Annotated in this window: 24 protein-coding genes; 15 read left to right on the top strand and 9 right to left on the bottom strand. The window is 67.9% G+C overall.

The window, feature by feature from the left end; genetic code table 11:
- Positions 1–230 precede the first annotated feature (230 nt).
- The 7 genes from hisB (at position 231) to coaA (ending at position 4,972) form a co-directional block, all read left to right on the top strand.
- Positions 231–824: an imidazoleglycerol-phosphate dehydratase HisB gene (gene hisB / locus GWI72_RS17725; protein WP_161709522.1), complete on the top strand. Its 594-nt coding sequence runs from the start codon at positions 231–233 to the stop codon at positions 822–824.
- Positions 825–836: 12 nt separating this feature from the next.
- On the top strand, positions 837–1,337 hold the full coding sequence (locus tag GWI72_RS17720; RefSeq protein ID WP_161709521.1) for a DUF2628 domain-containing protein: 501 nt from the start codon (positions 837–839) through the stop codon (positions 1,335–1,337).
- Positions 1,334–1,987 (top strand): imidazole glycerol phosphate synthase subunit HisH, encoded by a 654-nt coding sequence (hisH, locus tag GWI72_RS17715; protein ID WP_161709520.1) that lies wholly within the window; start codon positions 1,334–1,336, stop codon positions 1,985–1,987. Before GWI72_RS17720 ends, hisH begins: the two co-directional genes overlap by 4 nt.
- A gap of 21 nt (positions 1,988–2,008) precedes the next feature.
- A complete protein-coding gene (gene hisA, locus GWI72_RS17710) occupies positions 2,009–2,752 on the top strand; it encodes a 1-(5-phosphoribosyl)-5-[(5-phosphoribosylamino)methylideneamino]imidazole-4-carboxamide isomerase (protein ID WP_161677639.1) in 744 nt (247 codons plus the stop codon).
- Positions 2,749–3,528 carry an imidazole glycerol phosphate synthase subunit HisF gene (gene hisF / locus GWI72_RS17705; protein WP_161677640.1) on the top strand — a complete coding sequence of 260 codons (780 nt, stop codon included), beginning with the start codon at positions 2,749–2,751 and terminating at the stop codon, positions 3,526–3,528. The genes hisA and hisF overlap by 4 nt, the downstream gene beginning before the upstream one ends.
- A 54-nt stretch (positions 3,529–3,582) precedes the next feature.
- On the top strand, positions 3,583–3,906 hold the full coding sequence (locus GWI72_RS17700) for a phosphoribosyl-ATP diphosphatase (RefSeq protein ID WP_161677641.1): 324 nt from the start codon (positions 3,583–3,585) through the stop codon (positions 3,904–3,906).
- Positions 3,907–4,006: 100 nt separating this feature from the next.
- Positions 4,007–4,972: a type I pantothenate kinase gene (gene coaA, locus GWI72_RS17695; protein ID WP_161677776.1), complete on the top strand. Its 966-nt coding sequence runs from the start codon at positions 4,007–4,009 to the stop codon at positions 4,970–4,972.
- 81 nt (positions 4,973–5,053) lie between these two features.
- On the opposite strand, the gene GWI72_RS17690 is transcribed toward coaA, so the two are convergent.
- The 4 genes from GWI72_RS17690 to GWI72_RS17675 form a co-directional block, all read right to left on the bottom strand.
- On the bottom strand, positions 5,054–6,739 hold the full coding sequence (locus tag GWI72_RS17690) for a methyl-accepting chemotaxis protein (protein WP_161709519.1): 1,686 nt from the start codon (positions 6,737–6,739) through the stop codon (positions 5,054–5,056).
- A gap of 128 nt (positions 6,740–6,867) precedes the next feature.
- Complete coding sequence (locus GWI72_RS17685; RefSeq protein ID WP_161709518.1) at positions 6,868–8,658, bottom strand: MliC family protein; 1,791 nt, start codon at positions 8,656–8,658, stop codon at positions 6,868–6,870.
- Between the two features lie 277 nt (positions 8,659–8,935).
- Complete coding sequence (locus GWI72_RS17680; protein WP_161677644.1) at positions 8,936–9,493, bottom strand: ActR/PrrA/RegA family redox response regulator transcription factor; 558 nt, start codon at positions 9,491–9,493, stop codon at positions 8,936–8,938.
- A gap of 49 nt (positions 9,494–9,542) precedes the next feature.
- Positions 9,543–10,910, bottom strand: a complete 1,368-nt coding sequence (locus GWI72_RS17675) for an ActS/PrrB/RegB family redox-sensitive histidine kinase (protein WP_161677645.1) — start codon at positions 10,908–10,910, stop codon at positions 9,543–9,545.
- A gap of 166 nt (positions 10,911–11,076) precedes the next feature.
- Between GWI72_RS17675 and secB the strand changes: the two genes are divergently transcribed.
- A complete protein-coding gene (gene secB / locus GWI72_RS17670; RefSeq protein ID WP_161677646.1) occupies positions 11,077–11,562 on the top strand; it encodes a protein-export chaperone SecB in 486 nt (161 codons plus the stop codon).
- Between the two features lie 103 nt (positions 11,563–11,665).
- Here secB and GWI72_RS17665 read toward each other — a convergent pair whose 3' ends face one another.
- The gene (locus tag GWI72_RS17665) at positions 11,666–12,475 is read right to left on the bottom strand and encodes a molybdopterin-synthase adenylyltransferase MoeB (protein WP_161677647.1); all 810 of its coding nucleotides are present in this window, start codon (positions 12,473–12,475) and stop codon (positions 11,666–11,668) included.
- Positions 12,476–12,566: 91 nt separating this feature from the next.
- Positions 12,567–13,613: a heat-inducible transcriptional repressor HrcA gene (gene hrcA / locus GWI72_RS17660; RefSeq protein ID WP_161677648.1), complete on the bottom strand. Its 1,047-nt coding sequence runs from the start codon at positions 13,611–13,613 to the stop codon at positions 12,567–12,569.
- A 219-nt stretch (positions 13,614–13,832) separates the two neighbouring features.
- Here hrcA and rph point away from each other — a divergent pair, with 219 nt between their 5' ends.
- The 7 genes from rph (at position 13,833) to GWI72_RS17625 (ending at position 21,401) form a co-directional block, all read left to right on the top strand.
- Positions 13,833–14,546 carry a ribonuclease PH gene (rph, locus tag GWI72_RS17655; protein WP_161677649.1) on the top strand — a complete coding sequence of 238 codons (714 nt, stop codon included), beginning with the start codon at positions 13,833–13,835 and terminating at the stop codon, positions 14,544–14,546.
- A gap of 10 nt (positions 14,547–14,556) precedes the next feature.
- Positions 14,557–15,198, top strand: a complete 642-nt coding sequence (rdgB, locus tag GWI72_RS17650) for an RdgB/HAM1 family non-canonical purine NTP pyrophosphatase (protein ID WP_161709517.1) — start codon at positions 14,557–14,559, stop codon at positions 15,196–15,198.
- Positions 15,195–16,352: a radical SAM family heme chaperone HemW gene (gene hemW, locus GWI72_RS17645; RefSeq protein ID WP_161709516.1), complete on the top strand. Its 1,158-nt coding sequence runs from the start codon at positions 15,195–15,197 to the stop codon at positions 16,350–16,352. The genes rdgB and hemW overlap by 4 nt, the downstream gene beginning before the upstream one ends.
- A gap of 345 nt (positions 16,353–16,697) precedes the next feature.
- Positions 16,698–18,287 (top strand): polyhydroxyalkanoate depolymerase, encoded by a 1,590-nt coding sequence (gene phaZ, locus GWI72_RS17640; protein WP_244314416.1) that lies wholly within the window; start codon positions 16,698–16,700, stop codon positions 18,285–18,287.
- Positions 18,288–18,644: 357 nt separating this feature from the next.
- On the top strand, positions 18,645–19,550 hold the full coding sequence (locus GWI72_RS17635) for a glutaminase (protein ID WP_161677653.1): 906 nt from the start codon (positions 18,645–18,647) through the stop codon (positions 19,548–19,550).
- Between the two features lie 100 nt (positions 19,551–19,650).
- Positions 19,651–20,070, top strand: a complete 420-nt coding sequence (locus tag GWI72_RS17630) for a DUF2852 domain-containing protein (protein WP_161709514.1) — start codon at positions 19,651–19,653, stop codon at positions 20,068–20,070.
- Between the two features lie 596 nt (positions 20,071–20,666).
- Entirely contained in the window at positions 20,667–21,401 is a 735-nt protein-coding gene (locus tag GWI72_RS17625; protein ID WP_161709513.1) for a M48 family metallopeptidase, read from the top strand.
- Positions 21,402–21,423: 22 nt separating this feature from the next.
- On the opposite strand, the gene GWI72_RS17620 is transcribed toward GWI72_RS17625, so the two are convergent.
- The 3 genes from GWI72_RS17620 to GWI72_RS17610 form a co-directional block, all read right to left on the bottom strand.
- Positions 21,424–23,619 carry a PBP1A family penicillin-binding protein gene (locus GWI72_RS17620; RefSeq protein WP_161709512.1) on the bottom strand — a complete coding sequence of 732 codons (2,196 nt, stop codon included), beginning with the start codon at positions 23,617–23,619 and terminating at the stop codon, positions 21,424–21,426.
- Between the two features lie 165 nt (positions 23,620–23,784).
- A complete protein-coding gene (locus GWI72_RS17615) occupies positions 23,785–24,387 on the bottom strand; it encodes an RNA polymerase sigma factor (RefSeq protein ID WP_161709511.1) in 603 nt (200 codons plus the stop codon).
- Complete coding sequence (locus GWI72_RS17610) at positions 24,384–24,569, bottom strand: NepR family anti-sigma factor (protein ID WP_161677658.1); 186 nt, start codon at positions 24,567–24,569, stop codon at positions 24,384–24,386. Before GWI72_RS17610 ends, GWI72_RS17615 begins: the two co-directional genes overlap by 4 nt.
- Positions 24,570–24,615 lie beyond the last annotated feature (46 nt).

Below are 24,615 nucleotides of genomic sequence, written 5' to 3'. Positions count from 1 at the left end.
AGGCTCCATCTGGCAGGGCGAAGGGAACGTCGGGTGTGGCGGTCTAGTACCAGCAGCCCCGCGCTTCCGCCAGTCGTTTGCGTGCGGCGGCAAGGAAACCGAGCCGGAGCTTTCCGGTTCTTGCGGTCAATGGACCGGTCAGTCCATTTTTGTTTCAATGCCCTGCCACCCCTGCTAAAACACCGCCGTTTTCGCCGGTGCCCTTGCACCGGAAGAGGGAAGGACAACAGATGCGCACAGCGACGATCTCGCGCAACACCAAGGAAACCCGCATCGAGGTGGAGATCAACCTGGACGGCACCGGCGCCTATGACGTGGCGACGGGCGTCGGTTTCTTCGACCACATGCTGGAACAGCTTGCGCGACATTCGCTGATCGACATCAAGATCCGCGCCGAGGGCGACACGCATATCGACTTCCACCACACGGTCGAGGATGTCGGCATCGCGCTCGGTCAGGCGCTGTCACGGGCGCTGGGCGACATGTCCGGCATCACCCGCTACGCCGACACCCATCTGGCCATGGACGAGGCGCTGACCCGCTGCGCGCTCGACGTGTCCGGCCGGCCCTTCCTGGTCTGGCAGGTGGAGTTCCCGCGCCCGAAGGTCGGGGACTTCGACACGGAGCTGTTCGAGGAATTCTTCCGCGCCTTCGCCATGAATGCCGGGATCACCCTGCACATCGCCAATCTCTACGGTTCCAACTGCCACCACATTGCCGAAACCTGCTTCAAGGCGGTGGCCCGGACCCTGCGCAAGGCCATCGAGGTCGATCCGCGCCAGGCCGGCCGCGTTCCCACCACCAAGGGCCAGCTCGGCGGCTGAACGAGGCGAGACATGAGCGTTTACATGGTGATGCTTCCGCCCGAGGCGGATGCGGCCGCGCCGTCCGGCCTGCCGTCGCCGCGTGCGGCAGAGCGGGTCGTGTTCGTGCGCGACGGGTTTTCCGCCCCGGCCTTCGTTCTGTCCGGGCTGTGGATGCTGTGGAACCGGCTCTGGCTGCCGTTTCTTGGCTATCTTGTCCTGACGCTGGGCCTGGAACTCGGCACGCTGGCGCTCGGCACGTCCGTTCCCGGCGTCGCGGCCTTCTGCGCCAGCCTGCTGATCGGCCTGGAGGCCGGCACCCTGCGCCGCTGGCAGCTGGAGCGGCGCGGCTACCGGTTCGTCGCTGTGGTCGAGGCCGGCAGCCTCCCGGAAGCCGAGATCCGCTATTTCCTGGGGTCGCAGGCGCCGCGCCCGGTTTCTCCCCGTCCGTCCGCGCCGGCGGGCGGCATCGTTCCGCGCATCGGCACCCAGCCGGTTGTCGGTCTCACGCTTGGCCAGGGAGGCATCCGTTGAGCGTCGCCATCATCGATTACGGGTCCGGCAACCTGCGCTCCGCCGCCAAGGCCTTCGAGCGCGCGGCCCGCGAGCACGCGCAGGTGCCAAATGTGTTCGTCACCGCCGATCCCGACCGGGTGGCGAAGGCGGACCGCATCGTGCTGCCGGGCGTCGGCGCCTATGCCGACTGCCGCCGTGGCCTTGACGCGGTCTCCGGCATGACCGAGGCGCTGGAAGACGCCGTCCGCGGCAAGGGACGGCCGTTCCTCGGCATCTGTGTCGGCATGCAGCTGATGGCCTCGCGCGGGCTCGAGTTCGAGACCGTGGCCGGCCTCGACTGGATCGCCGGCGACGTGACGGCCATGCAGCCCGCAGACCCGGCGCTCAAGATCCCGCACATGGGCTGGAACACGATTTCCGTCCGTCCGGAGAGCCATCCGGTTCTCAAGGGTCTCGATGTTGGCCCCGATGGCCTGCACGCCTATTTCGTCCACTCCTTCCATTTCGCCTGCACGAAGGACGAGCACCGGCTGGCCACCTTCGACTACGCCGGAACCTTCACCGCCATGGTGGCACGCGACAACATGGTGGGCACGCAGTTCCACCCGGAAAAGAGCCAGCGGCTTGGCCTCGGCCTGATCGCCAATTTCCTGGACTGGGCGCCCTGAGCGGCGCGGGAGCACGACAGTATGATTCTCTTCCCCGCCATTGACCTCAAGGACGGCCAGTGTGTTCGCCTGAAGCTCGGCGACATGAACGAGGCCACCGTCTTCAACGACAACCCCGGCGCCCAGGCCAAGACCTTTGAGGACCAGGGCTTCGAGTGGCTGCATGTGGTCGACCTCAACGGCGCCTTTGCCGGCGAGAGCCGCAACGGCGACGCCGTGGACGCCATTCTGGCTTCAACGAAAAACCCGGTGCAGCTGGGTGGCGGCATCCGCACGCTGGCCCATGTCGAGGCCTGGCTTGCCAAGGGCATCGCCCGCGTCATCCTCGGCACGGTCGCGGTGCGGGATCCGGAGCTGGTCAAGGCGGCCTGCAAGGCCTTTCCGGGCAAGGTTGCCGTCGGCATCGACGCCCGCGGCGGTCATGTGGCCGTCGAGGGCTGGGCCGAGACGTCGGAACTCACCGCCGTCGATCTCGCCCGCCGCTTCGAGGACGCTGGCGTGTCGGCGATCATCTACACCGACATCGACCGTGACGGCGTGCTGAAGGGGCTCAACATCCCCTCGACGCTGGAACTCGCCCGCGCAGTCTCGATCCCGGTGATCGCGTCGGGCGGGCTTGCCTCCATCGACGACATCCACCGCCTGCTGGAGCCCGATTGCGCGATCCTCGAGGGCGCGATCTCGGGCCGCGCGCTCTATGACGGCCGGCTCGACCCGGCCGAGGCGATGCGGCTGATCCGGGCGGCAAGGGAGGCCCGCGCATGACCCTCAAGGCCCGCATCATCCCCTGTCTCGACGTCAAGGACGGCCGTGTGGTCAAGGGCGTCAACTTCGTCGATCTGGTCGATGCCGGCGATCCGGTGGAGGCCGCCAAGGCCTATGACGCCGCCGGCGCCGACGAGCTCTGCTTCCTCGACATCACGGCGAGCAGCGACGGCCGCGACACGATCTATGACGTGGTCCGCCGCACCGCGGAGGCCTGCTTCATGCCGGTGACCGTGGGCGGTGGCGTGCGCAAGGTGGAAGACATCCGCAAGCTGCTCAACGCCGGTGCGGACAAGGTGTCGATCAACACCGCAGCCGTCACCAATCCGGACTTCGTGCGCGAGGCGGCGGAGAAGTTCGGCTCCCAGTGCATCGTCGTCTCCATCGATGCCAAGCAGGTCAGCGCCGAGGGCGAGCCGTATCGCTTCGAGATCTTCACTCACGGCGGGCGCAACGCCACCGGCATCGACGCGGTCGAGTTTGCCCGCAAGGTCGTGGAGCTGGGCGCCGGCGAGCTGCTGGTGACCTCGATGGACCGCGACGGCACCAAGGCCGGCTACAACATCCCGCTGACCCGCGCGATTGCCGATGCGGTTCCGGTTCCGGTGATCGCCTCGGGCGGTGTCGGGACGCTCGACCATCTGGTGGAGGGCGTGCGCGACGGTCACGCCACCGCCGTGCTGGCCGCCTCGATCTTCCACTTCGGCACCTACACCATAGCCGAGGCCAAGGCACACATGGCTGCCGCCGGGATACCTATGCGAATGGATACCTGATCTCGCGCAGGATCCGGTATAAGACGTTCAGGAACGAGAAAAGACGCTGATCAGATGACCGCCTTCACCCTGGCCGATCTCGATGCCATCGTCGCCGCCCGTGCGGCCAGCGAGGACGAGACATCCTACACCCGCAAGCTGGTCGGCAAGGGCGTCGGCAAATGTGCCCAGAAGCTGGGCGAGGAGGCTGTCGAGGCAGCCATCGCCGCCGTGCAGGGCGACCGTGACGGCCTGACCGGCGAGGCGGCCGACCTGCTGTATCACCTGCTCGTCGTGCTGCGGGTCTGCGACGTGCCGCTGTCTGCCGTCATGGCGGAGCTGGCATCGCGGACCGGGCGGACGGGCCTCGAGGAAAAGGCGTCGCGGCCGGCGGACTGATGACATCCGACGGCACCCGCCGCGCCCCGGACCAGCGGCCCGGGGTCCTGCCTGCCAACCATGACCATGCGCGGATGAACGCATGAACCCGGGACAAGCGATGGACCAGACCGCCCCCCGTGCCGACAGCATGGACCTCTCGCCCTATCGGGTCTTCAGCCGGGACGAATGGTCCCATCTGCGCGCCGACACGCCGATGACGCTGACGGCCGTCGAGGTCAACGAGCTGCGCGGCCTCAACGATCCGATCTCCATGGCCGATGTCGAGAGCGTCTATCTGCCGCTGTCGCGGCTCCTCGCCTATTACGCCGAGGCCACCCTGATCCTGCATCAGGCGACCAAGCGCTTCCTGGGCGTGGAGGAGGGCAAGACGCCCTTCATCATCGGCATTGCCGGATCGGTTGCGGTGGGCAAGTCCACCACGTCGCGCATCCTGCGCGCGCTGCTTGCCCGCTGGCCGGCCAGCCCCAAGGTGGACCTGATCACCACCGACGGCTTCCTGTTTCCCAACGCGGTGCTGGAGGCCGAGGGCCTCATGCAGCGCAAGGGCTTCCCGGAGAGCTTCGACCGGCCGGCGCTGCTGAAGTTCCTGTCCGACATCAAGGCCGGCAAGCGCAACGTCCAGGCTCCGGTCTATTCCCACTTCTACTATGATGTCATGCCGGGTCAGACGGTGACCGTCGACAAGCCCGACATCCTGATCGTCGAAGGGCTCAACGTCCTGCAGACCCGCGAGCTGCCGAAGGATGGCCGTGCCGTGCCCTTCGTCTCCGACTTCTTCGACTTTTCCGTCTACATCGACGCGCCCGAAAGCCTGCTGGAAAAGTGGTACGTCGACCGCTTCATGCGGCTGCGCGAGACGGCGTTCCGCGACCCGAACTCCTACTTCCACCGCTACTCGCGCATCACCGACGCGGAAGCCGTCGCCAAGGCAAAGAGCATCTGGACGAACATCAATCTCCAGAACCTGCGCGAGAACATTTTCCCGACCCGCCCGCGCGCCGACCTGATCCTCACCAAGGACGCCAGCCACACCATCGCCAAGGTCGCCCTGCGCAAGATCTGACGACGGACCTGCCCCCCAAAAGGCAGGAAAGCCCCGCCGGTGTCGCACCGGCGGGGCTTTCTGCAGATGGCGTCAGGGGCCTCAGGACGCCTGGCGGCGGACCCCCCCGAGGAAGTCGGCGACCTGGCGGCGGAGCTGGCCGGCGTTCTGCTCCAGCTGCTGGGCGGCCGCGTCGACGGTGCCGGCGGTGGCGCGGGTGGTCTCCGCGGCGCGCGAGACGGCCGAGATGTTCGAGGTCACCTCCATCGTGCCGCGCGAGGCCTCGGTGGCGTTGCGGGCGATTTCCGAGGTGGCGGACCCCTGCTCCTCCACCGACGAGGCAATGGAGCCGGCGATCTCGTTCATCTGGTCGATGATCTGCGTCACCGACGAGATGGCCTGCGCCGCCTTCTCGGTTTCCGACTGGATCGCCGAGATCTGGCTGGAGATCTCCTCGGTCGCCTTGGACGTCTGGGTGGCCAGTTCCTTCACCTCCGCAGCAACGACGGCGAAACCACGGCCCGCTTCGCCGGCGCGCGCGGCCTCGATCGTTGCGTTGAGGGCGAGCAGGTTGGTCTGCTCGGCGATCGCCTGGATCAGGTTGACAACTTCGCCGATGCGGCCGGCGGCTTCCGACAGGCCGTTCATGCGCTTGTTGGTGGAGCTGGCTTCCGCAGCCGCCTTCGAGGCGATCTGGGTCGACTGCTGCACCTGGCGGCGGATCTCTGCGACGGAGGCCGACAGCTCCTCGGCGGCGGCGGCGACGGTCTCGACATTGCGGGCGGCCTGCTCGGAGGCAGACGTCACCGAGCCGGTCTGGCGGGTGGTCTGCTCGGCCCCGCGGATCATCTCCTGCGAGGCATCCTGCAGCTTCTTCACCGACTGCTCGATCACGCCCATCATGGCGGTGATCTGGCTGTCGAAGTCGCCACTCAGGCGCTGCACCTCCGCGCCGCGCCGCGCCGCATCTTCCTGCCGGGCCTGCTGGTCGGCTTCCAGCGCCTTGCGGGCCTGTTCGTTGCGCACGAAGACCTCCATGGCAGCTGCCATCTGGCCGATCTCGTCGCCCCGGCCGGCGCCCTCCACGGAAATGTTGCTCTCGCCATCAGCCAGCTTGCGCATGTTCTGGGTCAGGCTGGTGATCGGACGCCCGATGCTGCGGATGACCGCCGTTGCCAGGGCCACCAGCAGCAGCGCGCCGCCGACGGTCACGGCGATCATCATGGAAGCCTCGCGCCAGAACTGTGCCTCGACATCATCAGTGTAGACGCCGGTGCCGATCATCCAGCCCCAGGGAGCGAAGCCTTCGGCCCAGGACAGCTTCGGCAGCGGGACATCGCCGCTGGCCCGCGGCCAGAGATAGGCGAATTCGCCGCCACCCTTGCGGGCCACGTCGATCAGCCCCGCGATCACCTTGACGCCGTTCTGATCGGTCATGCCGATCATGTTGGTGCCAACCAGCGACGCCTTGGCATGGGACATCACGTTGCCGTTGTAGTCGAAGACGAAGACGTAGTTGTCACCCTCGTAGCGCAGCCCGCCGACGGCCGCGATGGCCGCGGCCTTGGCCTCGTCCATGCTCATCTGCCCGGCCTGAGCCCGGTCATGATAGCCCTTGATCGTCGCCAGCGACGCCTGCGTGATGTGTTTCACCGTTTCCACGCGCTGGCCGATCATCGACGCCCGCATGTCGAGCATGCTGACAATGCCGACAACAAGGGTCAGGACAAAACCGGCGGTGACCGGCAGCGCAATCTTCCAAACGAGGGGCAGTCTGTTGAAAGCCATGATTTCCTCCCAGCTCCTGCCTGGGAGTATTACGTGTCACCCCTTAACGGGAAATTACGTATAGACCATAGTACTGGTGCCAAGTTCAGAGATTTTAATGGGTTATAGCGAAAGGAATGAAATATATTTCAGTTTCGCCCGCAAAAAGCGTCGTAGAGGCCGGGGCGCGACCACGTTGCATTGTCTCTCTGCCCGGCAAACGTGTATCCGCCGCTTGCGTAGCGGAACCCTGATCCTGACGCAACTCTGGGCAATGTCACCGAAATTTGCCCAAACTCCGTGACCACCGCCACGTCTCGCGCAGCGTCGAATACAACCTGCAGATCAATTCCGGCCGTGCAGAGGTAATTGACCGTATCAAGGCCGCCGACCGGTGCCGGAGGCAGCGGGCCGGCCGGCATCGGCAGCTGGGCCGGGGCTGCTGCCGGGCTGCCCGGGGTTCCGGCCGCCCGGTTTCCGATCACCACGTCCTGCCGCGGAGCGCGGCTGACATGCAGGCCAAGGCACTGGCCGGAGGCATTCGTCACCAGCCAGGCATTGGACAGGATCGATTCCTGGTCCAGCACCTGACCCGGCATCAGCCTTGCGTAGAAACGCTGGCTGCCGGAGTAGTCGATCCAGAACACGTCCACGGGCTCGTTGCGGGCATTGCGGAACACCATGCGCCCCCGGAAACCGCCGTCCAGCGACCGCACCGCCCCGAACTCGGAGCAGGACAGCTCGCCCGCATTGGCAAGGGCCGGGTCGCGGCTCTCCTCGACGATCTGCTGGGCTTCGGCGCAGCCGGCCGCGAACTGGCGCACCGGCTGGGCACTGCCCCGCAGCGACACCGCCTGCGGCAGGTTGTCGAGGATGACCTCGAGCTGGGACTTCCGCGCCATCGTGTCCCAGAGCGGATCCGTCATGCTGACGGTGAATTCCGGCAGCGACGGGCTGCCCTGGCTGCCGACGGCATCATAGGTGGCGTAGAACTCGTCCGCCTTGACGATCACCGGGACACGGGCGCCCGGCGTGACGCCGGGCGAGGGGCGCATGAGCCGCACCGTGGCCACTCCCGACTGCAGCGTGCAGGTCGCCTGGAAATCCGGATCGACGCCCTGCGGTCCCGCGTGCAGCAGCGTGGCGCTCTGGGAGCCATATTGCACGCCGCTGACGCTCCAGTCGCGCTCGACCGGCGCGGGGGCCAGCGGGGGCTGTCCGGCCAGCGCATCCGTGATGGTGGCCGGCAAGGTGCCAGGCGCTCCGGCCGGGGTCTGCGGGGTCGCAACGGGCGCGGCCCCGGGGAGCGCCGTCGCCGGCTGTGACCCTGCCGGGGCGGTTGCCGCCGTGCCGGTCTGGGTCCCTGACAGCGGCGCGGCCGGCGCTGCGGGCGCTGCCTGACCGGTCGGCTGGGGAACGGTCTGGGGCGTTGTCTGGCCACCTGTCTGGCCGCTGGTCTGGCCACTCCCCTGACCTGTCGTCTGGGTGCCCGAAGCGCCACCGCCCTGTGCAGGAGCGGAGCCGGCCGGTCGTGCCGGGGTCGCGGCCTCCGTGCCGACCACGCGGGGGCGGGCCGGACCGGGGTCCCGGTTGACATCCACCACGACCTTGCCGCCGGAACCGCAGATGTCGGCATTGCGCCGCAGCACCCGGCTGTTCTCGAGCGTGACTTCCAGCTCGACATCACAGCCGACCGAGCCGGCGTCGACATTGCCTGTCACCGTCTCGACGACGGCGCCTTCGATGCCACGCGAGATGATCGGCCGGTAGCGCTTGTTGACGAGAATGGAGCGGATGCCCGGTTCGGCCGGCACGACCTGGACCTGGATCTGCTGCGGCAGCGACTGGGCGCCGGCGGTGACAGGCAGAACAGCTCCGGCAAGACCCGCCAGAGCGATTGCCCCCAGACCCGGTCCGATGCCGCATTTCGTCGACCGCATGCGCCCCTCGCAACTTGCCCCGCCGGGGCGGGCCCGGCAGGAGATCGCACCCCTCGTTGGCGGCATTTAGCCGCCCGGCATCGCCGCAGGCAATGCCACAGGCACCAGGCAGGAGAAAAAGGCGCCCGTCGCCGCGCTGTAGAAACAGATCATGGCGAGCTTTGGGCGAACCTGCCACGGCAAGCTGGCCCGAACCTGTCGCCCATACACCTCCGCCGAGCCACGTCGACCTAGCCACGTCGAGAGGGCCACGTCGAAACGGCCACGTCGAGTGGGCTCAGCGGGGCGCGCGCTTGGCGAGGATGCGCTGCAGCGTGCGGCGGTGCATGTTGAGCCGCCGTGCCGTCTCCGAGACGTTGCGCTCGCACAGTTCGTAGACGCGCTGGATATGTTCCCAGCGCACCCGGTCGGCCGACATCGGGTTTTCCGGCGGGATCGCCTTTTCGCCGCCGTCCTGGGTCAGCGCCATGAACACGTCGTCCGCATCGGCCGGCTTGGCAAGATAGTCGATGGCACCGAGCTTCACGGCCGTCACGGCGGTGGCGATGTTGCCGTAGCCGGTCAGGATGACGGCACGCGCGTCGGGCCGGTGCTGGCGCAGGGCCTCGATCACGTCCAGCCCGCTGCCGTCGCCAAGGCGCATGTCGACCACGGCAAAGGCGGGGGCCGACGCGGCGATCTTGGCCACTGCCTCGCGCACGTTCTCTGCCGTCTCGGTGGCGAAGCCGCGTTTTTCCATCGCGCGCGCCAGGCGTGTCTGGAAGGCCTTGTCGTCATCAACGATCAGGAGGCTCTTGTCGTCGGCCTCGATCTGGCGAAGCTCGGGTTCGGTCATGGTCCTCGAGTTCCTGTTTCTGGATATACGCGCAACACATCTGCCCGGTTCAGGGCAGCAGACTGCCGGAAACAATCCGCGAGTTATGGCCGGAATCCCGCGCCGGGTCCATATTGCCGGCGGCCTCGATGCTGGCGCGCGGCCAGGAGATGCGTACGATCGCGCCGGTTTCGGGCGGTGTCCGGTTCTCGAAGCTCACCCGGGCCCCGGTGCGTTCCAGCAGGGTTTTGGCGATGAAGAAGCCGAGACCCAGCCCGCCGCCGGTCGCGCCGGCGCCGCTGCGCGGCCCGCGCGCCGAGACATAGGGCTCGCCGATCCGCGACAATACGTCTGCGGAAAACCCCGGACCATCGTCGCTGATGGTGATGCGGGCGGTGCGGCTGTCCCAGGTGCAGCTGATCTGGACCTCCTTGCGGGCGAAGTCGACCGCATTCTCGAGCAGGTTGCCGAGCCCGTAGCGGATGGCGGGATTGCGCGAGCCGATCGGCTCGGCCCCCTCCCCGGCCATCGAGACCTTGATCGCGATGCCGAAACCGCGATGCGGTTCCGAGACTTCCTCGATGAGCTGCGCCATCGACATGCGCTGGAAATGCATGTCCCGGTCGCTCGACAGCGTCGTCAGCTGGCGCAGGATGTCGCGGCAGCGTTCCGCCTGGGAGCGGATCAGCGCCACATCCTCGGCGCGCGGGTCGCCGCTGTCGAATTCACGCGTGAGTTCCTTGGCCGTGAGGAAGATGGTCGCGAGCGGCGTGCCCAGCTCATGCGCCGCCGCGGCGGCCAGTCCGTCGAGGGCGTTCAGGTGGTGCTCGCGGGCGAGCACCAGCTCGCTTGCGGCCAGCGCGTCGGCCAGCTGGCGCGCCTCCTCGGCCACCCGGTAGGCATAGGCGGCCATGAAGGCCAGGGAACAGACCAGCGCGATCCAGATGCCGATGGAATAGACCGGCGGCAGGCTGAAGTCCGCGCCCACCGGCCAGGGCAGCGGCAGGTGGAAGAAGGCAAGCAGCGTGGCGCAGACGGTGGCCAGCGTGCCCAGCGCCAGGGTCAGCCGGCCCGACAGGCCCGTCGCCGACACCATGACCGGCGCCAGCAGCAGGAAGGCGAAGGGGTTGCCGAGGCCGCCGGTCAGATAGAGCAGACCACACATCTGCAGGATGTCGTAGCCGAGCTGCATGGCGGCCGACCGGTCCGACAGGCGCAGCGTCGAGGGCGAGCGGATCTTCAGGAACACGTTCACCCAGGCCGAGAGCGCCACCAGCGCGAAGGCCGGCGCCACGGGCAGCGGATAGCCGAGGCCGAGATGGACCACCAGCAGCGCCATGGTCTGCCCGCCGACGGCCAGCCAGCGCAGGCGCACCAGCGTGTCGAGCTTGAGCCGCCGGTGGGTGAGGAGAAATCCGGGTTCTGCTTCGTCTGTCATGGGGCAATACCTGTGCCGGATTCCCGGCCAAGGCAAGGCCTGTCCTCTTGTGCCGCTGGTCTTTAACGTGCTAGCCAGCCCTCCGAGGAACCGTCAGGCCAGGGGGCCCGGCGGACGCCCCGCGACATTCCGCCCCGAGGGGTGGCAGAAGACGGAACCCGTGACGATGACCGACATCAACGAAGGCGGCGCCGCAGCGCCGGAAGAAAACGGCGCCATGCCGGGCATGAACATCCTGGCCCAGTACATCAAGGATCTGTCCTTCGAGAACCCGAATGCGCCGCGTTCGCTCGCGCAGGGCGAGCAGCCGAAGCTGGACATCTCCGTCAACGTCAGCGCGCAGCCGATGGGCGACGGCCAGTTCGATGTCGTCCTTTCGCTGAACGCCCGCGCGCAGCGCGACGACTTCCTGATGTTCAACGTCGAGCTGGTCTATGGCGGCTTCTTCCGCGTCACCGGCGTGCCGCAGGAGCACCTGCACCCGTTCGTCATGATCGAGTGCCCGCGCATGCTGTTCCCCTTCGCGCGCCAGATCCTGGCGGACGCCACCCGCAACGGCGGGTTCCCCCCGCTGATGCTGGATCCGATCGACTTCGCCCAGCTCTATCGTCAGAACATGATGAACCAGGATCTCGCCGAACGCGCCAACTGAGGCGGCGGCGACCATCCTGACAGGCCGGCCCGGATGAGTGGCCTGCCTTCTGGCATTTGCGGCCTCCCAGGCTTTGTCCGGGAGGCCGTTTTGCATGCGCCGGTCAGGCCGGATCCCCGGCGCGCAGCTCGGCCCAGCCGAGCGCTGTCGCGCCGTTCAGCGGGTTGCGCGGCGACCAGCGGTAGGCGATCTCCTCCATCCGCAGCGCCAGCGCGTCGAACAGGATCAGCCGTCCGACCGGACCCGCACCGGCGCCGGTGATGGCCTTGATCGCCTCCATGGCCTGCAGCGTTCCGAGGATGCCGGTCAGCGCGCCGACCACGCCGGCCTCGGCACAGGCCGGCACGGTGCCCGGACGCGGCGGCGCCGGGAACAGGCAGCGATAGGTCGGATTGGGCGACCCGTCCGCGCCCCGCTCATGCGGCTTCAGCAGCGTCAGTGACCCGTCGAACCGGCCAACCGCCGCCGTGATCAGCGGCTTCTGCCGGAAGAAACAGGCGTCCGAGACCAGGTAGCGCGTGGCGAAATTGTCCGAACCGTCGATCACCAGGTCGTAGCGGCCGACGACCGACAGCGCGTTGTGTCCGGCCAGCCGCTCGGGATGCGGTTCGACGGTGACATAAGGATTGAGCCGCGCAATCGCCTCGGCCGCGCTCGCCACCTTCGGTTCCCCGAGGTGGTCCGTGTCATGGATCACCTGGCGCTGCAGGTTGGACAACGACACCGTGTCGTTGTCGACGATCCCGAGCGTGCCGACACCGGCCGCCGCCAGATACTGCAGCACCGGCGCGCCAAGGCCGCCGGCCCCCACCACAAGCACCCGCGCGGCCTTCAGCTTCTGCTGTCCCGGCCCTCCGATCTCGCGCAGGACGATGTGGCGGGCGTAGCGTTCCAGTTCGGCAGGCGACAGCATCGGAGATCCTGGGGGACTGGCCCGTCGCCGTGCGGCGGGCCATCGGGGACAAGGGGAAGCGGAAAGCGGAAGGGGGCAGCGGGACGGCCGGTCAGCCCACCAGACGGCTGACCAGACGGGCCGTGTAGTCCACCATCGGGATGACGCGGGCGTAGTTCAGGCGCGTCGGTCCGATCACGCCGAGCACGCCGATGATCCGCTGCTCGCGGTCACGGTAGGGCGACACCACCAGCGAGGAGCCGGACAGGGAGAACAGCTTGTTCTCCGACCCGATGAAGATGCGCACGCCGTCGCCCTTCTCGGCAAGCCCGAGAAGCTGGATCAGGTCGCGCTTGTTCTCCAGATCGTCGAACAGCAGCCGCACCCGCTCGAGATCCTCGGCGGCCCCCACGTCGGTGAGCAGGTTCGACTGCCCGCGCACGATCAGCGTGTCGCCATCGCCGGAATCTCCGCCCCAGACCGCAAGCCCGGTCTCGACGATCTTCTGCGTCAAGAGGTCCAGCTCTGCCTGGTCGGCCTCCCGCAGGCGCTCCAGCTCGCGGCGCACGTCGGCCAGCGTCCGGCCCTGGATCTGGGCGTTGAGGTAGTTGGACGCCTGCACCAGCGCCGAGGAGGGCAGGTTCGGGGGCAGGTCGACGATGCGGTTTTCCACCGATCCATCCTCGCCCACCAGCACCGCCAGCGCCCGCAGGGGCTCGATGCGGATGAATTCGACATGCTTCAGGCGGATGTCCTGCTTGTGGGTCAGCACCACGGCCGCGCCGCTGGTCAGGCCCGACAGGAGCTGGGTGGCTTCCGTCAGCACCTGCTCGGAATTGCGTCCGCCCGAGGCGCGCACCTGCACGTCGATCCGCTCGCGTTCCTCGCGCGACAGGTCGCCGACTTCCAGCAGCGCGTCGATGAAGAAGCGCAGCCCCGTCTCGGTCGGCAGCCGCCCGGCGCTGGTGTGCGGGGAATAGAGCAGTCCGAGATGTTCCAGATCCGCCATCACGTTGCGCACCGACGCGGGCGAGAGCGACATGCCGAGGCCGCGCGCCACATTGCGCGACCCGACCGGCTCGCCCGTGTCCAGATAGCTTTCCACGATGGAGCGGAAGATCTCGCGAGACCGCTTGTCCAGCTCGCTCAAGCTCACCATTCCAGCCTCTCGTGCACGTGGGTCTCCTGACACCGGTCCGGGCGCACCACGCACCCGGTCCGTTCCGGTTAAAGATATAGGATCAAATCGGCCGTCAAGCGCAAGCAGACCTTTGCGTCGGCAAGCGCCAGCGGCTACAAGCGCGCGACAGGCACCGCAGTCAGCCCGGCCACGCCGGACCGACCTCGGCCCGAACTTGCACGAACCATGGAGCTGACCATGCGCCCCTCCCGGCGAGCTGCCGACGAACTGAGACCCGTCACGCTGGAGCGCGGCGTCGCCAAGCATGCCGAAGGCTCCTGTCTGGTGAAGTTCGGCGACACGCATGTCCTGTGCACCGCCAGCCTCGAAGATCGGGTTCCGCCCTGGTTGCGCGGCCAGAACCGTGGCTGGGTGACCGCCGAATACGGCATGCTGCCGCGCGCCACGGGCGAGCGCATGCGCCGCGAGGCCTCTGCCGGCAAGCAGTCCGGCCGCACCCAGGAAATCCAGCGTCTGATCGGCCGCTCCCTGCGCGCCGTGGTCGATCTGGAGGCCCTCGGCGAGAACCAGATCACCATCGACTGCGACGTCATCCAGGCCGATGGCGGCACGCGCACCGCATCCATCACCGGTGCCTGGGTCGCGCTGCATGACTGCATCGAGTGGATGCGCGCCCGCGAAATGGTCAAGAAGCAGGTGCTGAAGGATCATGTCGCCGCGATCTCCTGCGGCATCTACAACGGCGCCCCGGTGCTCGACCTCGATTACGCCGAGGATTCCACCGCCCAGACCGATGCCAACTTCGTCCTGACCGGCAAGGGCGGCATCGTCGAGATCCAGGGCACGGCCGAGGGCGAGCCCTTCTCCGAGGACGACCTGGCGGCGCTGATGGGCCTTGCCAAGGCGGGCATCACCCGGCTCGTCGACCTGCAGAAGCTGGCGATCCTCTGAGGAGCCCGACATGACGCATCGCAAGCTGCAGCCCGGCCGGCTCGTCCTGGCCAGCCACAATGCCGGCAAGCTGCGCGAGTTCCGCGAGCTGCTGGCCCCCTATGGCTATGAGGTCATCTCGGCCGGCGAGCTGGACCTGCCCGAGCCGGACGAGACCGGAACCACCTTCGAGGCCAATGCGGAGCTGAAGGCCGTGGCGGCAGCCAGCGCCTCCGGCCTGCCCTCGCTCTCGGATGACAGCGGCTTCTGCGCCGCCGCCCTCGACGGGGCGCCGGGCATCTATTCCGCGCGCTGGGCCGGTCCGGACAAGGACTTCGCGCTGGCCATGCGCAATGTCGAGGAGCAGCTGCAGCAGCGCGGGGCAACCACGCCCGAGCGCCGGCGTGGCTCCTTCGTGGCCGTGCTCTGCCTGGCCTGGCCGGATGGTCACACGGAGTTCTTCCGGGGCGAGGTCGAGGGCCAGATCGTCTGGCCCCCGCGCGGCGAGAAGGGCTTCGGTTACGACCCGATGTTCCAGCCGGATGGCCACGCCCGCACCTTCGGCGAGATGACGTCCGAGGAAAAGCACGGCTGGTCGAAGGACAAGCCCGGCCTGTCGCACCGCGCCCGGGCCTTTGCGGCCTTTTCCCGCGCCTGCCTGGAGCAAGAATGACCAGCGCGCCGGATGGTGGATTTGGCATTTACGTGCACTGGCCGTTCTGCGCGGCCAAGTGCCCGTATTGCGACTTCAACTCCCATGTCCGCCACCAGGCGGTGGATCAGGACCGCTATGTCGCCGCCTTCGAGCGCGAGCTGGCGCATTTCGCCGCCTGGACCCCCGGCCGCACCGTCCAGTCGATCTTTTTCGGTGGCGGTACGCCGTCGCTGATGCTGCCGCGCACGGTCGAGCGCATTCTCGAGGCAATCGCGCGCCACTGGTCGCTGGATCCGGATGCGGAAATCTCGCTGGAGGCCAATCCGTCATCGGTCGAGGCCGAGCGCTTCCGCGGCTATCGCGCGGCCGGCGTCAACCGGGTCTCCCTCGGGGTGCAGGCGCTCAACGATGCGGACCTGCGCCTGCTCGGGCGGCTGCATGACGTGGCCGGGGCGCGGCGCGCCATCGAGACCGCCCGCGAGACGTTCCCCCGCCTTTCCTTCGACCTGATCTATGCCCGGCCCGGCCAGACGGTGGCCGCCTGGGAGCGCGAGCTGGCCGACGCGATCGCGCTGGCCGCCGATCACCTCTCGCTCTACCAGCTGACGATCGAGGAGGGCACGCCCTTCTTCGCCCTGCATCAGGCCGGCAAGCTTGTCGTGCCGGATCCGGATCTCGGGGCCGAGTTCTATGCGGTCACCCAGGCGGTGACCGAGGCGCACGGGCTGCCCGCCTACGAGGTCTCCAACCACGCCCGTCCCGGTGCCGAATGCCGGCACAATCTGGTCTACTGGCGCTATGGCGATTATGTCGGCGTTGGTCCCGGTGCCCATGGCCGACTGTCGCTCGGCATCACCAAGCGCGCGACCGCCATCGAGCGCCATCCGGAGACCTGGCTCGCGCATGTCGAGGCGCGGGGCCACGGCATGGTCGAGGACCTGCCGCTCAACGACGAGGAACAGGGCGACGAGTACCTGTTGATGGGGCTTCGCCTGCTCGAAGGCGTGGACCTGCTGCGCTACGAGAAACTCGCCGGGCGTCGCATCGACCCGCGCCGTCTCGATGCGCTCCTCGAACACGGCATGGTTGAAATGCTCGGAAACCACCGCCTCCGCGCGACCCGCGACGGATTTTTTGTGCTCGACGCCGTCGTTGCCGATCTCGCCGCCTGAGCGCCTGCAACCCGCCCACCACCTGTCCTCGTGACGGCGGGCGGGCTGTCACATTACCCGGCTAAGCGCCTCAATCAAAACGACTTTAGCCCAGGCGCCATGCTGCAGCGCGGCATACTTTCCGGCCAAAATAGAAGCCGATGTATTCCTCTTTCAGACTTGAACTTCACGAATAATCAACAGGCTGGGCGCAAGCTGTCGACAAACCGGCTATTGAAGATACGTGAATCTTCGGCCTATCCTGCTGCGATGCCAGAGCCTGCGGAGCGTCCAACGTTCCCGGCCAGCGAAAGAGGATCGGAATTGGTGCCGTTCTATCATCTTTACGAGTTCAATCACGCGGCCATGGCGCCCTTCCGCGCCGCAGCCGATGCGACCCGGCTCTATTTCCAGAACCCCTTCAACCCGCTCACCCACACCCAGATGGGACGCCAGATCGCCGCTGCCTGCGAGGTGATGGAGCGCACAACCCGGCGCTACGGCAAGCCGGAGTTCGGCCTGCCCGACACGGTGGTCGGCGGCGTGCGCGTCCCGGTCCGGGAACGCGTGGTCTGGGGTCGGCCCTTCTGCAACCTGATCCATTTCGAGCGCGCCCTCGAGCGTCCGCGCCGGGATCCCAAGGTTCTGATCGTCGCCCCGATGTCCGGCCACTATGCCACCCTGCTGCGCGGCACGGTCGAGGCGATGATGCCGCGCGCCGATGTCTACATCACCGACTGGATCGATGCCCGCATGGTGCCGCTGGCCGAGGGCAAGTTCGATCTCGATGACTACATCGACTACATCATCTCGATGATCCATTTCCTCGGGCCGGACACCCATGTGGTGGCCGTCTGCCAGCCGTCGGTGCCCGTGCTTGCCGCCGTTGCCGTGATGGAAACGCGCAACGACCCTTACGCACCGTCGACCATGACGCTGATGGGGGGCCCGATCGACACCCGTGTCGCCCCCACGGCGGTCAACGATCTGGCGATGTCGAAGGGCATCGACTGGTTCCGCCGCAACGTGATCATGACCGTTCCCTTCCCGCATCCGGGCGTGATGCGCGAGGTCTACCCGGGCTTCCTGCAGCTCTCCGGCTTCATGTCGATGAACCTCGACCGGCATCTGATCGCCCACCGCGACTTCTTCCAGCATCTGGTCAAGGGCGATGGCGACAGCGCCGAGAAGCACCGCGAGTTCTACGACGAGTATCTCGCCGTCATGGACCTGACGGCGGAGTTCTATCTCCAGACCGTCGAGACGGTGTTCATCGACCATTCCCTGCCGCGCGGGACGATGCGCCATGGCGACACGCCGGTCGACTGTTCCGCCATCCGCAACACGGCGCTGCTGACGGTCGAGGGCGAGAAGGACGACATCACCGGTCGCGGCCAGACGCGCGCCGCCCATGATCTCTGCACCAGCCTGCCGGAGGACATGAAGGCCCATTACGAGCAGCCGAACGTCGGTCACTACGGTGTCTTCAACGGATCCCGCTTCCGCGCCGAGATCGCGCCGCGGATGATCGACTTCATCCTGACCCATTCGCAGGACAACCGCGCCCGCGTCGCCCGTGCCGCCGCCGCCGCCGCAAGCCCCTCCGGCCCCGCCGCTCTGGCACCAGCCCCGGCACCGGCCCCGGCGACCACCGCGCCCGCAGCTGCGGCTCCGGACCAGCCGGCGCGGCCGGCGCGCGCGGCCAAGGGCGACCCGCTGGACCGGATCCTGCTCGCCAGCCCGCAGGGTGTTGCCGATGACCTCAAGGCCATCACCGGCGTCGGCCCGAAGCTGGAGAAGGCGCTGAACGGCGCCGGGATCTTCCACTACTGGCAGATCGCCGGCCTCACGGCAGCACAGATCGAGGAACTCGACGCACGGCTCGACTTCCGTGGCCGGATCGCCCGGGACAACTGGATCGAGCAGGCCCGCCGGCTGGCCGAAACCGTCGGCTGACCGCTCTGCGCGGACGCAAGCTTGTCCCTTTGATGGGCCGCCACAAGGCGGCCCTTCCAGACTGCTGACAAACCGTTGATGGTCATCCCGGACGAGAGCGAAGCGGAGATCCGGGACCGGAGAGCCTGGGTCTCTCCCGGGTTAGCTGGTTGAAACATAGATGCCCTCTCTCCGGTCCCGGCTCGGCGCTGCGCTTGGCCGGAATGCCGGAGGTGAGGCCGGAGCTTGTCAACAGACTGAGGACCGCCTCACGGCGGCCCGTTTTGCATTTCGGGGCGGTCTGCCTTTGGTGAGGCTTCCCCAGCGGCATCCTTTGTGCTCTTGTCCGCCCCCCGGACCCCAGGAGCGCCCGCCGTCATGCAGGACCTCATTGACGAGATTGCCGCCACCTTGTCGACCCGCACCGATCGGGGCGCGGTTGCCGACTACATCCCGGAGCTTGCCAAGGTCGATCCCGACCAGTTCGGGATTGCCATCGCCATGGCCGATGGCAGCCTGCATCTGGCCGGCGACGCCGAGACGCCCTTCTCGATCCAGTCCGTCTCGAAGGTCTTCGCGCTCGCGCTGGCGCTCGGGCGCGTCGGCGACCAGCTGTGGCGGCGTGTCGGCCGCGAGCCATCCGGCCAGAGCTTCAACAGCATGCTCCTGCTGGAGCGCGAGGAGGGCATTCCGCGCAATCCCTTCATCAATGCCGGCGCTCTCGTGACGACGGACACCTATCTTGCCGGGTCCACGCCACGCGAGGCGCTGGGCCATCTGCTGCGCTTCGTCCGCGCGGCGGCGGATGACGAGGCCATCCACATCAACCAGGCCGTGGCCCGGTCGGAACTGGAGACGGCCCACCGCAACTTTGCCCTCGCCCATTATCTGGCCTCCTTCGGCAATCTGCAGAACGGCCCGGACAAGGTGCTCGGCACCTACTGCCACCAGTGCGCCATCGACATGAGCTGCCGGCAGCTGGCGCTTGCGGGCCGCTTCCTCATCGAGGGCAAGGGCTTTCCCCGCCTGCTCACCCGCGAGCGGCAGCGGCGCATCAATGCGCTGATGATGACCTGCGGCCACTACGACGGCTCGGGCGACTTCGCCTTCCGTGTCGGCCTGCCGGGCAAGAGCGGCGTCGGCGGCGGCATTCTCGCGATCGCACCCGGCCGTGCCTCGATCGCGGTCTGGTCGCCCGGGCTCAACCGCTACGGCAATTCAAGTCTCGGCACCGAGGCCATGGAGATCCTCGCCCGGCGCACCGGATGGTCGGTGTTCGGCTGACGTGACGGCCGCAGATCCCTGCCCAAGTGGAACGGCTCTTGAAGTCGGCCCCCCTGCCCCCCACGTGATTCGCCATCGAGGCAACCGATAGGGAACTGACATGACCGCATCTTCCGTCATCCGCCCGGGCTGGTCCCCGGCGACCATCGCTCTGATGGTTCTGGGCTTCATCGTCTTCTGGCCGCTCGGCCTGGCGATGCTCGCCTACATTCTCTGGGGTGACCGGTTCCAGGCCATGGCCCGGGACGCGAAGGCCCAGTGGAACGCAAGTCCGATGAAGGGAACCTTCAACAGCATGAACACCACCACCGGCTTCGGCCGCACCGGCAACGTCGCCTTTGACGACTACCGCGAGCGCGAGATCAAGCGCATCGAGGAAGAGCGCGCCAAGCTTGACGCCATGCGCGCCGAGTTCGACAGCTACCTGCGCGAGCTGCGCCGGGCCAAGGACCAGGAAGAGTTCGACCGCTTCATGGCCTCGCGCGCGACCCAGACCCAGGTTGACGTGCACAAGAGCTGACGGCTTCGTCCTCGCACGGCGAAGACCCGATCTGACCGGAAGCGGCGCCCCCGGCGCCGCTTCAGACGACTGTCAAATTTCGGAGTTTCGAAAGTTTTCCGTCATTCCGGACAAGGTGAGCGTTTCGCGAACCGCAGATCCGGAATCCAGCATGTCTGTGCGAGCGCAAGCGAGCCCAAAACCACGTCACCTCGAGACGACTTGCGACCGACAGGTGTGTCGCGCTTCGCGCGGCTGATATCTGGATCCCGGCTCGGCGCTTCGCTCACGCTCAGCTGGGCCGGGATGACGATCGAGGGTTTGTCGGCAGTCTGAAGCGGCGCCCCAGGCGCCGCTTTCGTCGTTACCGAGCCGGCCAGACGTACGGCAGAAGCGGTCCGGAAACGGGCCCCGGACGGGCCCGCGCCTGACGTGAGCGTGTCCGGTGACGGCTCCTCCCGTCTGTCCCCACAAACTTTCCCCTTTGGTCTTCCTTTCATCCTCGTCCCTCTTGCACCGGGCCGGCACTGACGCATGTTCTGGGACGGCACCGGGAATGCCCCGACGCACCGGCTTCCCTGCGCCTCTCGACAAGCCCACCGAAACCCTGGAGCCCGATGTTCTTCCGTTCCCGCCGCGCCAAGCTTCCGGAGGCCGTGACCCTGGCGCTGCCCAGCGGCGAGGTCAGTCTCCGCCTGCGCCAGGATCCGCGCGCCCGCCGCTACCTGCTGCGCCTGCCGGCCGATGCGTCCGGACCGGTGCTGACCATTCCGCGTGGCGGGTCGCTGGAGACGGCGCTTGATTTCGCCAACCGGCATCGTGACTGGCTCGAAGGGCAGATGGCCGCCCGGCCGGCCGTCACGCCGTTCCTGCCCGGCTCGCGCGTGCCGGTGCGCGGGGTCATGCATCGCATTGTCGCCACGGGCCGCCTGCGCGGGCTGGTGGCGACCGGGACGGGCGCCGACGGGGCTGAGCTGCTGGTTCCCGGGGATGAGATCCATGTCCCGCGCAAGGTGGGGGACTGGCTGCGGCGGCAGGCCCGCGCCGACCTGACGGCGGCGGTCGAGCGGCACACGGCAACGATCGGTCGCCGGGCCACGGCGATCTCCGTGCGCGACACGCGCAGCCGCTGGGGCTCCTGCGCCTCCAACGGTCGACTGTCGTTTTCCTGGCGCCTTATCCTCGCCCCGCCGGAGATCCTCGACTACGTGGCGGCCCACGAGGTGGCGCATCTCGTCGAGATGAACCATTCCGACCGGTTCTGGGCGGTCTGCCGCAGGCTGGCCCCGCAGACGCCGTCGGCGCGGCAGTGGCTGCGCACCGAAGGCGCCGCCTTGCACACCTACGGCTGAGCAGACCTCCCCTCGCGCCGGGTCAGTTGCCGAAGATGCGTCCGATGAGATCGAGCGGGCCGGGTGCGTTGTCCTGCGGGGGAACCAGCTGGCTGCCCGAGCCGACGTCGCCCGGCGGCAGCGGGGCGTCGTCGCTGAGAGCGGGGCCCTCCTCGAGGATCATCTGCTCCGCCACGCCCGGCAGCGCCGCCACCGGCAGCCCGAGATGCGCCGCTTCCATGGTCTCGCGCCAGACATCCGCCGGCATCGAGCCGCCGGTTGCCTTCTTCGTCGGGCTGTTGTCGTCGTTGCCGAGCCAGACGGCGGCGGTCAGGTTGGCCGTGTAGCCGATGAACCAGGCGTCGCGGAATTCCTGGCTGGTGCCTGTCTTGCCGGCGGCCGGACGCTTGTCGTAGAGCACCGCCTTCTTGCCGGTGCCGGTGATCAGGGTCTGCGCCAGCATGTAGTTCATCTGCGCCAGGACGCCCGGGTCCACCACCCGCCCCGGGCCGTTGCCCTGCCGGGCATAGAGCGTGCGGCCTTCGGGCGTGCGGATGCGGTCGATCACATGCGCCACCACGCCGAAACCGCCGTTCGAGAACGGGACGAAAGCGGCCGTCATCTCCAGCGGCGTGACTTCCGAGGTACCCAGCGACAGCGACAGGTTCGGCGCGAGCGGCGACGAGATGCCCATGCGCTGCGCGGTGCGGATGACGGTTTTCGTCCCCACCTCCGACATCAGCCGCGCGGCGACGGTGTTGAGCGACATCGCCAGCGCATCGGTGAGCGTCACGTCGCCGTAGAATTTCTTGGTGTAGTTCTGCGGCGACCAGCCCTTCACGGTGAAGGGTTCGTCGCGGCGGAGCGTGTCCGGTGCCATGCCGGCTTCGAGCGCGGACAGATAGACGAAGGGCTTGAACGCCGAGCCTGGCTGACGGCGGGCCGACACCGCGCGGTTGAACTGGCTCTGGCCATAGTCGGCCCCGCCCACCAGCGCCTTCACGGCACCGGCCGTGTCCATCACCACGACGGCGCCCTGGCTGACCCCGAGCGTCTTGCCCTGGGTCGAGAGGTTGCCGCGCAGCGCCATCTCGGCCGAGTCCTGCATCGTGCTGTCGATGGTCGTGTCGACGATGATGTCGGTGTCGATGGCGCCGACATATTGCGGCAGCATGTCCATCACCCAGTCGGCGACGTAGTTGGCGCTGGAACTGTTCTGGATCGACACCACCACCGCCGGCTCGCTCATGGCGGTGCGGGCAGCGGCCGCGTCGATGAAGCCGGTGTCGCGCATGGCGGCGAGCACCACTTGCGCCCGCTCGGCGGCCAGCCTCGGGTTGCGCGACGGGGCATAGCGCGATGGAGCCTTGAGCAGGCCGGCCAGCGTCGCGGCCTCCGCAAGCGTCACCATCCGCGCCGACTTGCCGTAGTAGCGCCGTGCCGCCGCATCGACGCCATAGGCACCCGCGCCGAGATAGACGCGGTTGAGATACATTTCGAGGATCTCGTCCTTGGTGAACGTCGCCTCCAGCCACAGCGCCAGCACCAGCTCCTGCACCTTCCGGCCCAGCGTCCGGTCCGGTTCGAGGAAGAGGTTCTTGGCCAGCTGCTGGGTCAGCGTCGAGCCGCCCTGCACCAGCTGTCCGCTCGACAGGTTCACCGCCATGGCGCGCGCAAGGCCGATCGGGTCCAGACCGAAATGGCTGTAGAAGCGGCGATCCTCGATGGCGATCACGGCCTGCGGCAGATAGGGAGGCAGCTGTTCCAGCCGCACCGCCTCGCCGCCGGTGTCTCCCCGGTTTGCCAGGAGCTCGCCGTTGGCGGCCACGATCTGCACGTTGGGCGGCCGCTCCGGCACGCGCCATTCCGACGTCGGCGGCAGGTGGGCGGCGTAATAGCCGAGAATGCCGACGACCGCGATCACGCCCCAGATCGACAGCACGAAGCCCCAGTAGATCGTCCGCCGGATCAGCCAGCCGAGAAAGCTGCCGCGCCGGCGGGGCTTCGGGTCCTTCTTGCGTCCGCGCCGGCTGCTGCCGCGCTTCGGCTTGCGCGGTGTCTCGTCCACCTCGTTGTCGTCGTCGTCCGGCAGCTCCGGCTCGGCCTGGCGCGGACGCCGGCGTGCGGGCGCCCCGACGCTGACCCGGTCGCGCGGCGACGGACGCAGCTCGAGGATGGCTGCATCGCTGCCGTCGAAGGTCGGCTCGATTCGCGTTCCGTTCTTGCGCCCCTGCGCCATGGTTCCGGCCGGTTCCTGAGGACTTGGGTTCTGTTGCACCCGTTTGCTCAAACTAGAAGCGGCGGTTTAAGGCGGCGTTAAGGTGTTGGCTTCGTGGCGTTCCGGCCCTGTGGAGCGCTGGCCAGAGCTTCGGGCCGGCCCGGCTGGCCGTCAGGGCCGCCAGCCTCAGCCGGCAAAGGCCCGCTGGGTGATGGCGGCAGTGCCGGCATCCGGCCCGTAGTCCTGTTCGCCACCGGCCTGCAGCAGGTCCTGCAGGCGGTTGCGGGCCCGGTTCACGCGGCTCTTGATGGTTCCGAGCGCGCAGCCGCAAATCGCCGCCGCCTCCTCGTAGGAGAAGCCGGAGGCGCCGACCAGGATGATCGCCTCGCGCTGGTCGTCGGGCAGCCGTTCCAGGGCACGGCGGAAGTCGGCCATGTCGAGGGTGCCGTGCTGGGCGGGATGCACGGCCAGCCGTTCGGTGAACAGCCCGTCGGAGTCCTGCACTTCGCGGCCGCGCTTGCGCATCTGGCTGTAGAACTCGTTGCGCAGGATCGTGAACAGCCAGGCCTTCATGTTGGTGCCCGGCTCGAAACTGTCCTGCTTCGCCCAGGCCTTCAGGATGGTGTCCTGCACCAGGTCATCCGCCCGGTCGGCCTTGCCGGCGAGGGAGACGGCAAAGGCGCGCAGGCTTGGCAGGCAAGCCAGCAGGTCGCGCTTGAAGGCCCGGATTGTGCCCTGGTCGACGGTCTGGTCAGGGCACTGGCCCCGGCTGGGGTCGGCGGCGCTCATTTCCTGAGGCTCCTCTGCTCGGCCTCGTCGAGCCGCTCCAGAAGGTCGAGGAACTTGTCCGGAATTCCTTCGGCCTGCACCGTGTCATAGAGCTGGCGCAAGCGGTCGGTGATCTGCTGTGCGGCCTCGGTTGCCGGGGGCTGACCCGTGTTCTGGCCGTCGAGCGCTGTCCGTTCGGTCATGGGTGTCGTGCATCCGTGTTCTTCATCTGGAGGTACAAACGCAAGG

Origin of the sequence: Pannonibacter sp. XCT-53, assembly GCF_009915765.1 — a bacterium.
In the GTDB taxonomy this organism is placed as follows: domain Bacteria; phylum Pseudomonadota; class Alphaproteobacteria; order Rhizobiales; family Stappiaceae; genus Pannonibacter; species Pannonibacter tanglangensis.
This window is presented reverse-complemented; position numbering and strand designations above follow the sequence as displayed.

Bases quoted from the DNA above. Each gene is read 5' to 3' on its own strand.
- hisB (WP_161709522.1), top strand. From the start codon at position 231: ATGCGCACAGCGACGATCTCGCGCAACACCAAGGAAACCCGCATCGAG.
- GWI72_RS17720 (WP_161709521.1), top strand. From the start codon at position 837: ATGAGCGTTTACATGGTGATGCTTCCGCCCGAGGCGGATGCGGCCGCG.
- hisA (WP_161677639.1), top strand. From the start codon at position 2,009: ATGATTCTCTTCCCCGCCATTGACCTCAAGGACGGCCAGTGTGTTCGC.
- hisF (WP_161677640.1), top strand. From the start codon at position 2,749: ATGACCCTCAAGGCCCGCATCATCCCCTGTCTCGACGTCAAGGACGGC.
- GWI72_RS17700 (WP_161677641.1), top strand. From the start codon at position 3,583: ATGACCGCCTTCACCCTGGCCGATCTCGATGCCATCGTCGCCGCCCGT.
- coaA (WP_161677776.1), top strand. From the start codon at position 4,007: ATGGACCAGACCGCCCCCCGTGCCGACAGCATGGACCTCTCGCCCTAT.
- GWI72_RS17690 (WP_161709519.1), bottom strand. From the start codon at position 6,739: ATGGCTTTCAACAGACTGCCCCTCGTTTGGAAGATTGCGCTGCCGGTC.
- GWI72_RS17685 (WP_161709518.1), bottom strand. From the start codon at position 8,658: ATGCGGTCGACGAAATGCGGCATCGGACCGGGTCTGGGGGCAATCGCT.
- GWI72_RS17680 (WP_161677644.1), bottom strand. From the start codon at position 9,493: ATGACCGAACCCGAGCTTCGCCAGATCGAGGCCGACGACAAGAGCCTC.
- GWI72_RS17675 (WP_161677645.1), bottom strand. From the start codon at position 10,910: ATGACAGACGAAGCAGAACCCGGATTTCTCCTCACCCACCGGCGGCTC.
- secB (WP_161677646.1), top strand. From the start codon at position 11,077: ATGACCGACATCAACGAAGGCGGCGCCGCAGCGCCGGAAGAAAACGGC.
- GWI72_RS17665 (WP_161677647.1), bottom strand. From the start codon at position 12,475: ATGCTGTCGCCTGCCGAACTGGAACGCTACGCCCGCCACATCGTCCTG.
- hrcA (WP_161677648.1), bottom strand. From the start codon at position 13,613: ATGGTGAGCTTGAGCGAGCTGGACAAGCGGTCTCGCGAGATCTTCCGC.
- rph (WP_161677649.1), top strand. From the start codon at position 13,833: ATGCGCCCCTCCCGGCGAGCTGCCGACGAACTGAGACCCGTCACGCTG.
- rdgB (WP_161709517.1), top strand. From the start codon at position 14,557: ATGACGCATCGCAAGCTGCAGCCCGGCCGGCTCGTCCTGGCCAGCCAC.
- hemW (WP_161709516.1), top strand. From the start codon at position 15,195: ATGACCAGCGCGCCGGATGGTGGATTTGGCATTTACGTGCACTGGCCG.
- phaZ (WP_244314416.1), top strand. From the start codon at position 16,698: ATGGCGCCCTTCCGCGCCGCAGCCGATGCGACCCGGCTCTATTTCCAG.
- GWI72_RS17635 (WP_161677653.1), top strand. From the start codon at position 18,645: ATGCAGGACCTCATTGACGAGATTGCCGCCACCTTGTCGACCCGCACC.
- GWI72_RS17630 (WP_161709514.1), top strand. From the start codon at position 19,651: ATGACCGCATCTTCCGTCATCCGCCCGGGCTGGTCCCCGGCGACCATC.
- GWI72_RS17625 (WP_161709513.1), top strand. From the start codon at position 20,667: ATGTTCTTCCGTTCCCGCCGCGCCAAGCTTCCGGAGGCCGTGACCCTG.
- GWI72_RS17620 (WP_161709512.1), bottom strand. From the start codon at position 23,619: ATGGCGCAGGGGCGCAAGAACGGAACGCGAATCGAGCCGACCTTCGAC.
- GWI72_RS17615 (WP_161709511.1), bottom strand. From the start codon at position 24,387: ATGAGCGCCGCCGACCCCAGCCGGGGCCAGTGCCCTGACCAGACCGTC.
- GWI72_RS17610 (WP_161677658.1), bottom strand. From the start codon at position 24,569: ATGACCGAACGGACAGCGCTCGACGGCCAGAACACGGGTCAGCCCCCG.